Consider the following 14906-nt stretch of genomic DNA (forward strand, 5'->3'; position numbering starts at 1 on the left):
CAACCGGTAATCAAGGTGACGGTGCCTATCGTCCGTACTGATACTTGATCGAGACGCGGTTGCGCGACTCCTTGAGCGCGCCGAGCAGTTCGTCCTGATACGACTCGTTCCGGATCCGCTCGGACGGGCAGGCGATGGCGAGGCTGGCGACGTGGTCGTCGTCGGGGTGGAGCGGGACGGCGACCGTCCCCATTCCCACGACCTGCTGGTCGACGTCGACGGCGTGCCCGTCCTCACGGACGGTCGCCAGTCGCTTGCGGAGCCGATCGGGGTCGGTCACGGTCCGCTCGGTCACCCGTTCGAGGCCGCCGTCGAGGATCGCGTCGACGCGCTCCGCGGGCATGTGCGCGAGGATCGTCTTCCCCGACGCCGTCGTGTGTAGCGGGGTCCGCATCCCCGAGTACGTCCCGAGTTCGAGGGCGTTCGCCCCCGGGCGTTGGTGGAGGATGACCGCGCTCCCCGCCTCCTCGACGACGAGCGTCGGCAGCTCTTCGGTCTCGCGCGAGAGCCGAGAGATCTCCTCGCGTGCGGCCTGAAAGACCCGGTTTCGGTACTGGAGACGCGTCCCCATGTCGAGAAACCGGTAGCTCAGCTCGTACGTCCCGCCGTCGTTGACCGCGTAGCCGACGGCTTCGAGCGAGCGCAGGTACCCGTGCGCGGTGCTCCGATGGACGTCGAGGGCCTCGGCGACCGCCGCCGGCCCGGCGCCGTCCTCGCGCCAGAGCACCTCGACGACCTCGAAGACCCGCTCGACCGATTGCATCGTTGGCGTCGTCATCGTCCCGTCGTTCACCGCGCACGCCCAAATTCGTTTGGGTATATCAGACGAGACGCCGAGTCGTCGGCGCGGCCGTATCGCGTCGTCGCCGTCGAGTCGGCGGTAGCCGCTCCGCGATCGACGCGATGACCGAACGGATCGGATCAGGGGGTCTCCACCCGACCGCGACCGAATTACACCTGTATCTTCGTAAAGGAGTGCGTCGAAGCCGTCGCCCCACGAGCGTTCGTTTCCTATTACCAAACGAGTCTGCTGACGGTTCGCCGCCGATCGGCGTGCTGGCGACGGACGACGACGGGCCGACGGCGCGCGCCGGCGAACCGCCCACTCAAACTATAACTACGTGGGCGCCGTCGACCGCGATAGTGTCGCGCTTACTCACGGTTACTCGCTCCGGTGCGACCGTCGACGCGCCCACGGACCGCAACATTGATTGTGATACTCCGTGATGTAACGATTGATGCAGAGTGATAACGAGCGGCACGCTGTGGTCGGTGACGACGCACCGGAGGCCGCGCCGTGACGCGGAACGCCGCGATCGTCGGTGGCGGTCACACCGACTGGGGCGAGCGCGACGCGACGTGGAAGGACCTCGCGCAGGAGGCCGGGAAAGCGACGTTCGACGACGTACCGGACGTCGGCCCGCCGGACGTCGAAGGGCTGTTCGTCGGCGCCGTGCAGCCCGAGCGCTTCGCGTTCCAATCGCACGTCGCGCCGCTCGTCGCCGAACTCCTCGGCGTCGAGGCCGATTCGATGATCGCCCGGACGGAGCTCGCGTGCGCGAGCGGACAGGCCGCGCTCCGCTACGCGTGGCTCGCCATCGCCGCGGGCCAACTCGACACCGCGCTCGTCATCGGCGTTGAGAAGATGAACCTCCCCGACGGCCACGACGAGGAGATGCAGACGAGCATGTCGAACGTCGTCGACCGCGAGTTCGACGGCGTCAACGGGCTCAACGCCCCGACGTACTTCTCGTTCCTCGGGCAGCGCCACATGCACGAGTACGGGACGACCCAAGAGCAACTGGCGAAGGTCGCGGTGAAGAACAAGACGCACGCCGCGAACAACCCCTACGCGCAGTTCCGGATGGACATCGACGTCGACGACGTCCTCGACTCGTACCCGATCGCGCCGCCCCTGCACCTCTTCGACTGTAGCGGCGTCACGGATGGCGCGGCCGGCCTCATACTCATGAGCGAGGAGAAGGCCCGCGAGGTCACGGACGAGGCGACGTACATCACCGGGAGCGGCCAATCATGTATGGCGGGCAACTCGGTCAACAACGTCCCGTCGTTCTCCGCGTGGCCGCAGGCGACCGTCGCCGCCGAGCAGGCCTACGAGCAGGCCGGGATCGACGACCCCGTGAAGGAACTCGACGTCGCCGAGATCCACGACTGCTTCTCGATCAGCGAGATCATCGAGTACGAGGACCTCGGGTGGGTCGAGAAGGGCGAGGGCGGTCAGTTCATCGAGGACGGTCGCAGCGAACTCGACGGCGACATCGCCGTCAATCCCCGCGGCGGGCTGCTCGGCTGTGGCCACCCGTTGGGCGCGACCGGCGTCTCGCAGGCCCTCGAAGTCCACAAGCAGTTCACGGGCCGCGTCGAGTCTGCCCGACAGGTCCCGGACGGTCCCGAGACGGGGCTCATCCACAACCTCAGCGGGAGCGCGTCGGTTCACAGCGTCATGACGCTCGGGAGGGATCCGCGATGAGCGACGAGCCGCCCCGCGGGTCGACGAGCCTGCCGGACAGCGTGGACTTCCCGCGGCTCTTCGACTTCTACGAGATCCAAAGCGAGGACGAGACGCGCATCCACGAGTTCTACGCGAACCTCGACGACGGGTCGCTCACGACGACCGAGTGTGCCGATTGTGGCGAACTCCACTTCCCGCCGCGCGTCGTCTGCCCCGAGTGCACGAGCGATGACCTCTCGTACGCGTCGCTCCCGCACACCGGGACGCTCCACGCGTTCTCGGTGATGCGCGCCGGCGCGCCGATCGGGAAAGTCGACGACCTCCCGTTCGTCGTCGGCATCGTCGATCTCGACGGCGTCGACGTCCGCCTCTCGGCGCGTATCGACGACGCCGAGTACGACGACCTCACCATCGGTGATCCGGTGACGCTGAAGGTCGTCGACATCGAGGGTCCCGCCGACCTCGAACGCGTCTTCTACCGCTTCGTTCCGGCGGACGCGGACGCGGACGTGGACGCGTAGGCGCTCCGCGAGCCGTCCCCCGGCTCCCACGCTACGGGCGCACGAGGACCTTCACCTCACCCGATCCGCCGTCCGCGAGCGCCTCGAAGCCCTCCGACTCGATATCCGTCAGGTCGATCCGCGACGTCACGAGCGACTCGGGGTCGAGGTTGCCCGCGGCGAACTTCCGGAGGACGGTCCCGAACTCCTCGGCGGCCCGCGGGCCGGTCTGGTAGGCGGCGGACCCGCTCGCGCTCCGCTGGGCGCTCACGTACGCCATGACGTCCGCCTCGATCTCGTCCTCGAAGACGCCGACGAGCGTCGTATGCCCGCCCGGCCGGGCGGCCTCGATCGCGTCTGCGTAGCCGGACTCGGTCCCGGTGACGTCGAAGGAGACGTCGGCCCCGCCCCGGGTGTCTCCGCGGACGGTCTCGACGAAGTCGGTCTCGCGCGGGTCGACGACGACGTCGGCCCCGCCCTCCGCGGCGAGCGCGCGTCGTGCCTCGCGGTGGCCGGACGCGTACACCGACCCGGCGCCCATATCACGCGCTAACTGGACGGTCGCGAGCCCGATCGGCCCCATCCCGACGACGGCGACGTCGTCGCCCGATCGGATCGGTGACTGCAACAGGCCGTGGTAGGCGACCGTGAACGGTTCGGCGACGGCGGCGAGCTCCGGCGAGACGCCGTCGGGGAGCGGGACGACGTTCGTCGCGGGCGCGCTCACCCGCTCCGCGTACGCGCCCGGACGCTGTGCGCCGACGACGGTGAGGTCCCGACAGAGGTTGTACATCCCGGCGTCGCAACACCAGCAGTCCTCGCAGGCGACGAGCGGGTTCACCACGACGTCCGTGCCGACGTCGACGTCCGCGTCGGCGCCCGCCTCGACGACGGTGCCGCCGAACTCGTGGCCCATGACGTAGGGGAGCGACGCCTCGCCGGCGCGCGGGCCGTGGCTGTACTCGGCTAGGTCTGACCCGCAGATGCCGCAGGCCGCGACGTCGACGACGACCTCGTCCGCCTCGGGTTCGGGCGCCGCGACGTCCTCCACGCGGACGTCGCGGTTGCCGTGGTATCTGGCTGCTCGCATGACGCTCGATACACGCGCGTCTATGCACATAAATCGTCGTATATTGTTCCTGGGGGGATCCGGGTCGCGGATCGTCGGTCGCCCGTGGTCCATCGGGGGCGGTCGACCGCCGCACTGTGGGGGACGCGCCGCCCGCGGCGTCGCCCGCCGAACCATAAGGATCGTTATGGATAGAACTATTTGGGTCGCGTCCGTACGCGGGGACAACAGCGGACCCACCAGCGCGGAGACGGTCGGCCGTTGTCCACAAATCATGTCACTTGCGACTAACGAGCGATACCGGATGTTCATCGGCGGCGAGCTCGTCGAATCGGCGGGCGGGGAGTACCGAGAGACGATTGACCCCGCGACGGAGGAACCCATCGCGGAGTTCGCGGCCGGGACGAGCGAGGACGTCGACCGCGCGGTCGCGGCCGCCCGCGACGCCCTGCCGGAGTGGCAGGCGAAGACCCCCACGGAGCGCGGCGAGGTCGTCGAGCGCCTCGCGGACGTCGTCCGCGAGAACGCGGAGACCCTCGCGGAGGTCGAGACGCGCGATCAGGGCAAACCCCTCTCCGACTCCCGCGGCGCCGTCGAGGGCCTCGCGCAGACCCTCGAATACTACGCGGGCGCGGCGGGCAAACTCGAAGGCAAGAGCATCCCGACGGGCGGCGAGGAGGTCGACTTCACCGTTCGGGAACCCTACGGCGTGAGCGCGCAGATCATCCCGTGGAACGCCCCGCTGAACCTGATGGGGCAGGGGACCGCACCCGCGCTCGTCGCCGGCAACACGGTCGTCATCAAGCCCGCACCGACCACGCCGCTCTCGGCGATCCACCTCGCGGAGCTCTTCGAGGACGCCGGCGTGCCCGACGGCGTCATCAACGTCGTCACCGGCGGGGCGGAACCGGGTGCGGCGCTCTCCGGCCACGAGGACGTCGACACCGTCTCCTTCACGGGGAGCGTCCAGACCGGCGCGGCCGTCATGGAGTCCGCCGCGGCGAACATCACGCCCGTCACGCTCGAACTCGGCGGCAAGAACCCCGCCGTCGTCCTCCCCGACGCGAACTTGGAGGAGGCCGCCGACGCCATCGCGCTCGGCATCTTCATGAACACCGGGCAGATCTGCGCCGCCGCGGACCGCGCCATCGTCCACGAGGACGTCTACGACGAGTTCCTCGACCTCGTCGTCGAGCGCGCCGACGCCTACGAGCTCGGCGACGGCATCGACGACCCCGACATGGGCCCCCTCAACTACGAGGCGCACTTCGAGAAGGTGATGGACTACATCGACCTCGGCGTCGAGGAGGGCGCGACCATCGAGACGGGCGGCGAGGCCCTCAACCGCGACGGCTACTTCGTCGAACCGACGGTCTTCTCGGACGTCGAGACGGACATGCGGATCGCCCAGGAGGAGATCTTCGGGCCGGTGCTCTGCGTCATCCCGTTCTCGGAGCGCCGCGAGGCCGTCGACATCGCCAACGACGTCGAGATGGGACTCACTGGCGGCGTCTTCTCCGACGACATCCGGGCCGCGCTCAACACCGCCGAGCAGATCGAGGCGGGGAGCGTCTACGTCAATCAGTGGTTCGGCGGCCCGATCGGCGCGCCGTTCGGCGGCTTCAAGAAGAGCGGCATCGGTCGCGAGATGGGGATGGAAGCCTTCGATTCCTATCTCCAGACGAAGAACATCTGCGTCAACCTCACCGAGCGCTGAACGCGGCTCCGGCCGCTCGGTCGACCCCGAACACCGCTTTTTCGCGCGCGACGCGTCGCCCGCCGAGCCCCGCCGACTTACTGGTCCTGGAGGAACTCCGGCCACTCCTCCGGCGGCTTGCTCAGGTAGTCCGGGCGCTCGTTCAGGCTCCCGCCGCCGTCGAGTTCGATGGCGGTCGCGTTGACGTACTCGGAGAGGTCGGAGACGAGGAAGAGGACGGTGTCGGCGACGTCCTCGGAGGTGACGCCGCGTTCGAGCGGGCCGTTCGGCGAGCCGCCGGGACAGACCGCGTTCACGCGGACGTCCGGCCCGAGGTCGCGGGCGGTGTGCTTCGAGAGGCCGATGAGCCCCCACTTCGCCGCGGTGTAACTCGGGTTCCCGTGGACGGTGACGTTCGTCCCCGCCATCGAGGAGATGTTGACGATGCGGCCGTTCCCGTGCTCCAGCATCTCCGCCGAGGCGGCCTTCGAGCAGTTGAACGGCCCCGAGAGGTTGAGCGAGATGCCGCTCTCCCACTCGTCGTAGTCGAGGTCAGTGAAGTGGTCGGTGCTGCTCCCGCCGGCGTTGTTGACGAGGATTTCGAGGCTCCCGAAGCGCTCGACCGTCGCCTCGACGAGCGCCTCCGCGGACGCCGGGTCGGTGACGTCGCACTCGACGACTTCGACGTCGACCCCGTCCGCGCGGAGGTCGTCCGCCGTCTCCTCCGCGAGCTCCACCTGGATGTCGGCGATCACGACGTCACACCCGGCCTCCCCGAGCCGTGTCGCGATCTCGCGGCCGAATCCCTGTGCGCCGCCGGTGACGATAGCCGTCTCTCCGTCGAGGTCTATCATACCTCCCCGTCACCGCGAACCGGGTTAAAGATAACGAACGATTGCCGTGTTTACGCGTGCGCGGACGTCGCCCGTGGAGAGCGTACCGACGCGTCGGTTCAGTCGTTCCGAACGAGGTCCGCGCCCCTCTCCGCGACGGCGATGGTGGGCGCGTTCGTGTTCCCGCTGGGGACGCGGGGCATCACGGAGGCGTCGATGACGCGGAGGCCGTCGATGCCGTGGAGTCGGAGGTCGTCGTCGACGACGGCCATCTCGTCGTCGCCCATCTTGCACGTGCAGGTCGGGTGGTAGCCCGAGACGGCGTTGTTCCGGATGTACTCCGCGATCTCCTCGTCGCTCTGGGCGTCCTCGCCCGGATAGAGTTCGCGTTCGCGGTACTCCGTGAGCGCGTCCGTCTCGCCGATCCGACGCGCGCGGCGGATGCCCGTGACGAAGTCCTCGACGTCCTCCTCGTCCAGCATGTACTCGGGGTCCATCACCGGATCGTCGTGGGGGTCGGCGGACTGGAGCGTGACGCGCCCGCGCGCGCTCGGCCGTAACGGCAGCACCATGATCGAGAATCCGGCTTGCGGGTCGTTCTCCGCGCCAGGCGCGAGCCCGTACTGGAGGTCGGGCGCGGGGAGGTCCGGATCGGAGCGCTCGAAGGCGCCGACCATCGAGCGGTCGTAGCGGGTCCCTCGTTCCTCGCCGTCCGCCGTCTCGATGGGCTCCGGGGCGGCCTCGATCGGTTCCGAGCTCTCGTAGACGACCGGCACGCGCAGGTGGTCTTGGAGGTTCCGTCCGACGCCCGGGAGGTCGTGACGGACGTCGATGCCGTGCTCTTCGAGGTGGTCGGCGGGGCCGATGCCCGAGAGCATCAGTAGCTGGGGCGTCTGGACCGCCCCGGCGGCGAGGAGGACCTCGCCGTCGTCCGTGACTTCCGCGGTTTCCGTCGCGCCGTCCTGTTCGTAGACCGCGCCGGTCGCCCGGTCGCCGTCGAAGGTGAGTTCGGTGACGTGCGCGCTCGTCTCGACGTGGAGGTTCGGGCGATCGAGGACGGGCTTGATGAACGCCGCCGCCGCGCTGTGTCGGTGGCCGTTGTCCATCGTGGAGTGGTAGTAGCCGATCCCCGCCTGCTGCTCGCCGTTGAAGTCCATGTTCACGTCGAGCCCCGCCTCCCGCCCGGCCTCGACGAGCGTCTCGCTGAACTCGTTCGGAGACCCGCGCCAGACGCTCAGCGGCCCGTCGTGACCGTGGTACGCCTCGTCGCCGTCGGCGTTCAGGCTCTCGGACTTCTTGAAGTAGTCGAGCATCTCGTCGTACCCCCACCCCTCGTTGCCGAGTTCCTCCCACCGGTCGTAGTCGTCGGGGTGGCCGCGGACGTACGCCATGCCGTTGATGACGCTCGACCCGCCGAGCGCCTTCCCGCGGGGCCAGTCGATCCGACGGCCGTTGAGCCCGGGTTGGGGCTCGGTCTCGAACTCCCAGTCGAGGTCGGAGCCGAGGACGTCCCAGACCCGCGTGGGATCCTTGACCATGTCGCGGTCCTCTGCCGGCTCGCCCGATTCGAGGACCAGCACGTCGACGTCCTCGTCTGCCGTCAGTCGGCGGGCGAGCACGCACCCCGCGCTCCCACCGCCGACGATGATGTAGTCGTACATGATTAACGATGCAATCATAGATAGAATATAACTAATAATTTCCGGTTACCGGTGATCGGTTGCGAAACGGCCTCGTCGCACCGGCGCTCGCGTCCCATGGCCCACCCGAGTCCACCGTCGTGCGGTCGCACCTGCTCCACGTCACGCCGTCCGCGGCGGCCCGTCGCCGCTCACCGCCGCGCTACAGGTACTCCTTCGCCGACTCGACGGCGGTGATGCCGTCGCCGACGCCGGCGCCGATCTCGAAGACGCTGTCTTGGCGGACGTCGCCCGCCGCGAAGATGCCCTCAACGCTGGACTCCATGTCCGGGCCGACGACGACCGCTCCCTCGTCGTCCAGCGCCACGGCGCCGTCGAGGAACTCGGTGTTCGGCACGGAGCCGACGTTGACGTTCAGTCCCCCGATCTCGATCGTCTCCGGCTCGCCCTCGGCGTCGACGACCGCGAGGCCGTCCACGACGCCGTCGCTCCCCAGCACCTCCGTGACCGCGACGTCCGTCCGGACCGTGAGCCCGTCCGCCTCCGCCACCCGATCGCGGAACGCCGCGTCCGCCGACAGCTCCGCGTCGGGCGTGAGGAGGAGTACCTCCGAGGCGTAGTCCGTGAGGAAGACGGCGTCGATCGCCGCGTGGTTCCCGCCGCCGACGACCGCGATGCGCTCGCCTCGGTAGAGCGGTCCGTCGCAGGTCGCACAGTGGAAGATCCCGCGTCCCTCGTACTCCTCCTCGCCGTCGACGCCGAGCCGTTCGGAGTGGCTCCCCGTCGCCACGATGACCGTCTCCGCCTCGTGGGCCTCCCCTCCCGCACGGACCACGTGGGGATCGTCACCGTCGCCGGGCTCGACGGCCTTCACGGCCTCCAGCTCCACGTCGACCTCGTACTGCTCGACCTGTTCGACGAGTCGCGCGCGCAGGTCGGTGCCTGCGACGCCGCCCGGGAACCCCGGGAAGGACTCGACTTCGTGTCGATTCACCAGTTCGCCGCCGATCGACTCCGCCTCGAAGAACAGCGTGTCGAGCGCGGCCCGGCCGGCGTACGTGCCCGCGGCCAACCCGGCGGGTCCCGTCCCGATGATGAGAACGTCGTGTACCATTGTCGCCACGCGCAGGTCCGCGAGAGAGCGCAAAAAAGCTTTCTCCCGCTCGGATTCGCCCGCGTCGGCACAAAGACGAAGGCGACCGACGGAGTAGCCGGCACTGACACATGGTCCGAGACGACGCCGACGACGAGTCGATAGCGGCGGTTTCGCGCACCCTCTACCGGCAGGGGATGACGGACGGCCTCCCGGTGATTCCGCCGACGGAGGAGCGGGTCGAGGAGATGCTGCGCGGCACGGATACACCGGACGACGCGGTCATCGGTCGCCTCGGGAACGACGACAACCCGATCACGGTCGCGGGGCTGGCGTCGAACGCCGTGATGGCGGGCTGTCTGCCGACCCATATGCCGGTGCTGGAGGCCGGCGTCCGGGCGCTGGCGGACCCCGACTCGAACTCGATCCAGTTCTCCGTCAGCACGGGTGGGTGGGCCTACCAGTGGATCGTCAACGGCCCCGTCCGCGGCGACGTCGGGATCGCCGGCGGGACGGGCGCGTACGGGCCGAACTACCGCGCGAACCGGGCCATCGCCCGGGCGCTCGGGATCGCCTACCGGAACACCGCGAAGATCCACCCCGGCGAGAAGGACATGGGCGTGATGGGCAACCCATTCAAGTTCAGCCTCCTCCTCGGGGAGCACGAGGAGGCCAGCCCGTGGGAGCCCTACCACGTCACGGCCGGCTACGACGAGGGGGACAGCACGATCTCGCTCTCCGGACCGAACAGCTTCGTCCAGTGGGAGCCGGCGGCGGCCGAGGCGGAAGCCGTCCTCCGCGGGATGCTCGCCAACACGCCGCCGGCGATGGTCAGCGGCGAGCAGCAGGGCGGCGATTTCGATCAGACGATCACGTACGTCCTCTGTCCCGCGAGCATCGACCTCCTCGCGGACGCCGGGCTCTCGAAGCGCGACGTCAAGCGGTACGTCGCGGACAACTCCGCGATTCCAGTTGATGAGTTCCAGAAGGGGGTCCTCTGGGAGGGTGCGCTCGAGGGCTACCACGGTCGCGTCGAGAACGCGCAGGTGCCACAGATCAGGGGTCCCGAGTACGTTCGCGTCGTCGCTGGCGGCGGGCGGACCGGCCGGTGCGACGCCGTCATCGGGCCGTCGATCGGAGGGCCGGTGACGGAGCCGATCGACTACCCCGACGGCTGGTCGGCGCTCGTCGCCGAGTACGGGCCCACCGAATGACCCCACAGCACGCATACATCATTATCTGTCACCAAAAACTATATTGTCAGTGCGTATAGTACCCATACTATGGGTCTCGTAACCCCCTCCTCGACGGGCAACGACACGGACCAGAAGCCACTCACCCCGCGCGTCGACTCGCTTGATGGGACGCACATCGGGCTGTACGACAACGGGAAGCCGGCGGCCGAACCCCTCTTGACCGCGGTCCAGGAGATGCTCGCCGAGCGCTATCCGGACGCGACGTTCGAGTGGTACCACGTCGAGCACCTCAATCAGATCAAGAACGACGAGGAGCAGGCGGCGGTCACCGAGTGGGCCGAGGACGTCGACGTCGCCATCGGAGCCATCGGCGACTGCGGCTCGTGCACGAAGTTCCTCACGTGGGGGATCGAGTTCATCGAGGACGCCGGAACGCCGGGCGTCGGACTCATCGACGAGGGGTTCGAGCTCGACTATCAGTCCAACGCCGTCGAGCGCGGCCGTCCGCTGCGCTACAAGAAGACCCCGGTCCGATGCGAGACGACCGACCTCGAGCGCGTCCGCGACGAGGTCACCGACGACGTCCTCGACGGTATCATCGACGAGCTCACCCGCCCCCTGAACGACAAAGAGCGCGCCGACCCGGTCGCGCAGTAATCCCCGCCCCGAGATATTCATGTCCCAGCACTCACCAGACGAGCAGTCGCTAGAGGAGATCAATCAGTCGCTGTACGAGGACGGCCTGACCGACGGCCTCCCGGTGATCCCGCCGACCGACGAGCGGGTCGAGGAGATGCTTCGCGGCACCGACAAACCCCGCGACCACGTCCTCGGCGACCTCGGCAACAACGAGAACGCGATCACGGTCGAGCAGCTGGCGTCGAACGCCGTGATGGCGGGCTGTCTACCGACCTACATGCCGGTGCTGGAGGCCGGTATCCGGGCGCTGGCGGACCCCGACTCGAACTCGATTCAGTTCTCCGTCAGCACGGGATCGTGGGCCTACCAATGGATCGTCAACGGTCCCGTTCGTGAGGCGCTCGGCATCGAGACGAGCTCCGGGGCGTTCGGGCCGAGTTTCCACGCGAACCAGACGATCGCGCGGGCGCTCGGGATCGCCTACCGGAACACCGCGAAGATCTATCCCGGCGAGAAGGACATGGGCGTGATGGGCAACCCCTTCAAGTTCAGCTTCCTCGCCGGCGAGAACCAGGACGCCAGTCCGTGGGAGCCCTACCACGTCACGAACGGCTACGACGAGGGGGACAGCACGATCTCGCTCTCCGGGCCGAACGGCTGGGTCCAGTGGTTCCCCGACGAGAACAACGCGGAGAACGTCTTGCGAAACATGATCGAGAACACGCCGACCTCGATGCGCGCGAGCTCCGGCGAGGACCTCAACGCGACGATCACGCACTTCTTCAACCCGTACAACGCGGAGGAGCTGGAGAAGGAGGACCTGAGCAAGCAGGAGGTCAAGGAGTACCTCGTCGAGAACTCCTACCGGACGCTCGACGGCTACGAGGAACCCCGCGGCGAGACGGGGAAGGTCCCGCCACGACAGATCCAGCAGTACGCCGATGCGGACGCCATCAACCTCATCGCCGTCGGCGGCCCCGGACGGGTGAACGCCATCGCCGGCACCTCGATCGGCGGTCCCGTCACGAAGAAGATCGAGTTCCCGGACAACTGGGACGACCTCCGAGAGGAGTACGCCATCGAGGAGAACTGGGTTCCGACCGAGGGCTTCTACGACTGAGCGTCACTCGGACCGCCCGTCGGTTCCCGCCGGGACCGCGACCAAACCGTTTTGAGCGCACGGAGCGTCCGTCCCGAGCATGCGCGCCACGACGGTCGAGTGTCCGCGGTGTGAGGCGGCCCACGAGTTCTTCTTGCAGGACGAGGAGCGACACCTCCGGCAGTGTCCGGACTGCGACGGCTGGTTCGTCTTCGCCGAGGCGGAGTCCGGCCTCAAACGGACGGCGCTCGACGACCCCGCGGCGTGCCCGGTCGCGGGGTGCGAAGAGCGCGTCGACGCGGACGATCTACCGGCGCACGTCGTCGACACGCACGACGGCTCGCTCGACTGAACCGGACCCGATCACGGGCAGACGAGGATCTTTCGCTCCTCGCTCTCCCCGCCGAGCAGCGTCTCGAACCCCCGATCGACGACGTCTTCGAGGTCGATCCGCGACGTGACGTAGTCGTCGGCGTCGAGCTCTCCGCTGGCGAGCTGGCGGAGCACGACGTCGTACTCCTTGGAGACGCGCGGGCCGAGCTGATGGGAGGTCGACCCGGCGACCGTGCGCTGGTGGCGGACGAGCTTCTGCGGTTCGAACGCGGCTTCGCCGCCGAAGACGCCGATGACCGTGGTGTGACCACCGGCGCGCGTGGCGCTGACGGCCTGATCGAGGGTGGCCTCGTGGCCGACGGCCTCGAACGCGACGTCGGCGCCCGTCCCGGTCTTCTCGTGGATCCGCTCCACGGGGTCCTCCTCTTCGGGATCGATGAGCACGTCAGCGCCGAAGTCGGCGGCGACGTCGCGGCGCGACGCCTGCGGCTCTGAGACGTAGACGGGGCCGGCGCCCGCGGAGGCGGCGAACCGCACCGCACCGAGTCCGATCGGCCCCGCGCCGACGACGACGGCGCTGTCACCGACACCGACGGGCGACTGACGGACGGCGTGGAGGCCGACGCTGATCGGCTGGGCGATGGCGGCGTCGGCGGGCGAGACCCCATCGGGGAGCACGAGCGCGTTGTCGGCGCGCTCGACGACCCTCTCCGCGTAGCCGCCCGGTCGCGCGGACGTCGCGTCGAGGTCCCGACAGAGGTTGTACATCGCGCTCTCGCAACACCAACAGTCCATGCAGGGCGTGTGCGGGCTGAGGACGACGTCGGTACCGACCTCGATGTCGACGCCGGCGCCGGTTTCGAGGACGGTGCCGCCGATCTCGTGACCCAGCGTCGTCGGATAGTCGGCGTCGCCGTGGAGGCCGTCCGTGTAGAAGTGGAGGTCGGATCCACAGATCCCACACGCGGCGACGTCCACGAGTACCTCCCCTTCGCCCGGGTTCGGCTCGTCGACGTCCTCGACGCGCATGTCTTCCGGTCCGTAGAAGAGTGCGGCTCTCATACCAGACCTAACTCATTATTCGTTAATAAATCTATGTGATCGGCGACGCGCCGTTCGATCGCGGGACGGAGCGAGCAGCTGTTTGAGGGTGTCAAATGGACTGATAGGGGTTCCCTCACGCCCGCCTCACCGTGTCATGTGACTTCGTACCGTGGTTTTTCGCGCTCACGTGCTATCCGCGATCGGTCACCGACTCGGCATAGCACGCCTATATTTACACCAATATCACTGTAATCGAAGGCGCGTCCTCTCTCACCCTCGTTTGATCACTGCAAATCAAGGCGATCGGTCCGCCGTGTGGATGTTGATCTCCACGCTGTTCGCCGCGCGCACGACCGCGTCCACGAGCTCGTCCTGGAATCGCTCGTCGCGCCACTTGCTCGCCGGACCGGACATGCTGATCGATCCGAGGATCGTCCCGTCGTCGTCGAGGACCGGCGCCCCGATCGCGCGGTTCCCGTGCACGACCTCCTCGTGGTTGATCGCGTACTCCTGCTCCCGGATCGTTTCGAGCTCCGCGAAGAGCGTCTCCTCGTCCGTGACGGTGTGGCTCGTGTACGGCGGGAGTCCGCAGTCGTCGATGATCTCTCGGGTTCGCTCCTCCGGCAGGTAGGCGAGGATCGCCTTTCCACCCGCCGTGCAGTGGATGTGCGTCTGGGGACGACCGCGCTTCGCCGTGTGTACTTCCTTACCGACTGCCTCCTCGCCGGCCATCTCGTAGAGGGTGAGGGTCTTTCCACGGTACTCCGTCACGAGGTGGGCGACGGCGTCGTACTCGTGGGCGAGGTCGTCGACTTCGGTCTTCGCCGCACGGTACAGCGGGCTCTGGCGCCGCACCCACTCGCCGAACGGGACGAACTCCATTCCGAGCTTGTACTCGCCGTCGACCTGCTGGACGAAGCCGTTCGACGCGAGCGTCGAGAGGTGCGTGTGGACCGTTCCCGGTGTGAGGTCCGTCCCCTCCGCGAGTTCCGAGACGGTACTCCCGCCGCTCTCGCCGAGTTCCTGTAGGATGTCGCACGTCCGATCGACGGATTGGATCTTCCGGTCCTCCGTGTTCCCGGCCATACGTCCCATACCCGGATCAACAATCATAAACTTTTGTGGTGGTCAAATCCACTCTCGCGGATCTCCCGCTCGTCACGCGTACGCACGATGTGGCCGTCGACTCCCGCGATCCACGATTTTCGTCCGTTTCGACCCTTTCGGTCACGCGATCGGGTACGCGAATCGGAGTAACCGATAGGTTAATCATCGTAGACCGTGAGTCGTC

At 68.1% G+C, this 14906-nt stretch carries 14 protein-coding genes; 7 read left to right on the forward strand and 7 right to left on the reverse strand.

Features of this window, described 5'->3' with window-relative positions; all coding sequences use genetic code 11:
• Positions 1-25: 25 nt before the first annotated feature.
• Positions 26-778, reverse strand: coding sequence for an IclR family transcriptional regulator (locus IEX91_RS03000; RefSeq protein WP_229772768.1), 753 nt, complete (start codon positions 776-778; stop codon positions 26-28).
• Positions 779-1297: 519 nt separating this feature from the next.
• Here IEX91_RS03000 and IEX91_RS03005 point away from each other — a divergent pair.
• Positions 1298-2491 (forward strand): thiolase C-terminal domain-containing protein, encoded by a 1194-nt coding sequence (locus IEX91_RS03005; RefSeq protein ID WP_188877033.1) that lies wholly within the window; start codon positions 1298-1300, stop codon positions 2489-2491.
• Complete coding sequence (locus tag IEX91_RS03010) at positions 2488-2994, forward strand: Zn-ribbon domain-containing OB-fold protein (protein WP_188877034.1); 507 nt, start codon at positions 2488-2490, stop codon at positions 2992-2994. Before IEX91_RS03005 ends, IEX91_RS03010 begins: the two co-directional genes overlap by 4 nt.
• A 31-nt stretch (positions 2995-3025) precedes the next feature.
• On the opposite strand, the gene IEX91_RS03015 is transcribed toward IEX91_RS03010, so the two are convergent.
• A complete protein-coding gene (locus tag IEX91_RS03015) occupies positions 3026-4063 on the reverse strand; it encodes a zinc-binding dehydrogenase (protein WP_188877035.1) in 1038 nt (345 codons plus the stop codon).
• A 253-nt stretch (positions 4064-4316) separates the two neighbouring features.
• Here IEX91_RS03015 and IEX91_RS03020 point away from each other — a divergent pair, with 253 nt between their 5' ends.
• A complete protein-coding gene (locus IEX91_RS03020; RefSeq protein ID WP_188877036.1) occupies positions 4317-5759 on the forward strand; it encodes an aldehyde dehydrogenase family protein in 1443 nt (480 codons plus the stop codon).
• Positions 5760-5836: 77 nt separating this feature from the next.
• Here the strand turns inward: IEX91_RS03020 and IEX91_RS03025 are convergent, their stop codons facing one another.
• From IEX91_RS03025 to IEX91_RS03035, 3 genes are all read right to left on the reverse strand, one after another.
• Complete coding sequence (locus IEX91_RS03025; RefSeq protein WP_188877037.1) at positions 5837-6592, reverse strand: SDR family NAD(P)-dependent oxidoreductase; 756 nt, start codon at positions 6590-6592, stop codon at positions 5837-5839.
• Positions 6593-6690: 98 nt separating this feature from the next.
• Positions 6691-8232, reverse strand: a complete 1542-nt coding sequence (locus tag IEX91_RS03030; protein ID WP_229772769.1) for a GMC family oxidoreductase — start codon at positions 8230-8232, stop codon at positions 6691-6693.
• 181 nt (positions 8233-8413) lie between these two features.
• Positions 8414-9325 (reverse strand): NAD(P)/FAD-dependent oxidoreductase, encoded by a 912-nt coding sequence (locus IEX91_RS03035; RefSeq protein WP_188877039.1) that lies wholly within the window; start codon positions 9323-9325, stop codon positions 8414-8416.
• 110 nt (positions 9326-9435) lie between these two features.
• On the opposite strand from IEX91_RS03035, the gene IEX91_RS03040 reads away from it, so the two are divergent.
• The 4 genes from IEX91_RS03040 to IEX91_RS03055 all read left to right on the forward strand — a co-directional run bounded on the left by IEX91_RS03040 (position 9436) and on the right by IEX91_RS03055 (position 12590).
• A complete protein-coding gene (locus tag IEX91_RS03040; RefSeq protein ID WP_188877040.1) occupies positions 9436-10518 on the forward strand; it encodes a hypothetical protein in 1083 nt (360 codons plus the stop codon).
• 69 nt (positions 10519-10587) lie between these two features.
• Positions 10588-11157, forward strand: a complete 570-nt coding sequence (locus IEX91_RS03045) for a UGSC family (seleno)protein (RefSeq protein WP_188877041.1) — start codon at positions 10588-10590, stop codon at positions 11155-11157.
• Positions 11158-11176: 19 nt separating this feature from the next.
• Entirely contained in the window at positions 11177-12259 is a 1083-nt protein-coding gene (locus IEX91_RS03050) for a hypothetical protein (RefSeq protein ID WP_188877042.1), read from the forward strand.
• Between the two features lie 79 nt (positions 12260-12338).
• The gene (locus IEX91_RS03055) at positions 12339-12590 is read left to right on the forward strand and encodes a hypothetical protein (protein WP_188877043.1); all 252 of its coding nucleotides are present in this window, start codon (positions 12339-12341) and stop codon (positions 12588-12590) included.
• Between the two features lie 11 nt (positions 12591-12601).
• On the opposite strand, the gene IEX91_RS03060 is transcribed toward IEX91_RS03055, so the two are convergent.
• The gene (locus tag IEX91_RS03060; protein ID WP_188877044.1) at positions 12602-13633 is read right to left on the reverse strand and encodes a zinc-dependent alcohol dehydrogenase; all 1032 of its coding nucleotides are present in this window, start codon (positions 13631-13633) and stop codon (positions 12602-12604) included.
• 276 nt (positions 13634-13909) lie between these two features.
• Positions 13910-14701: an IclR family transcriptional regulator gene (locus tag IEX91_RS03065; RefSeq protein ID WP_188877045.1), complete on the reverse strand. Its 792-nt coding sequence runs from the start codon at positions 14699-14701 to the stop codon at positions 13910-13912.
• Positions 14702-14906: the final 205 nt, after the last annotated feature.

The sequence above is a fragment of the Halarchaeum nitratireducens genome, assembly GCF_014647155.1.
Taxonomy (GTDB): Archaea; Halobacteriota; Halobacteria; order Halobacteriales; family Halobacteriaceae; genus Halarchaeum; species Halarchaeum nitratireducens.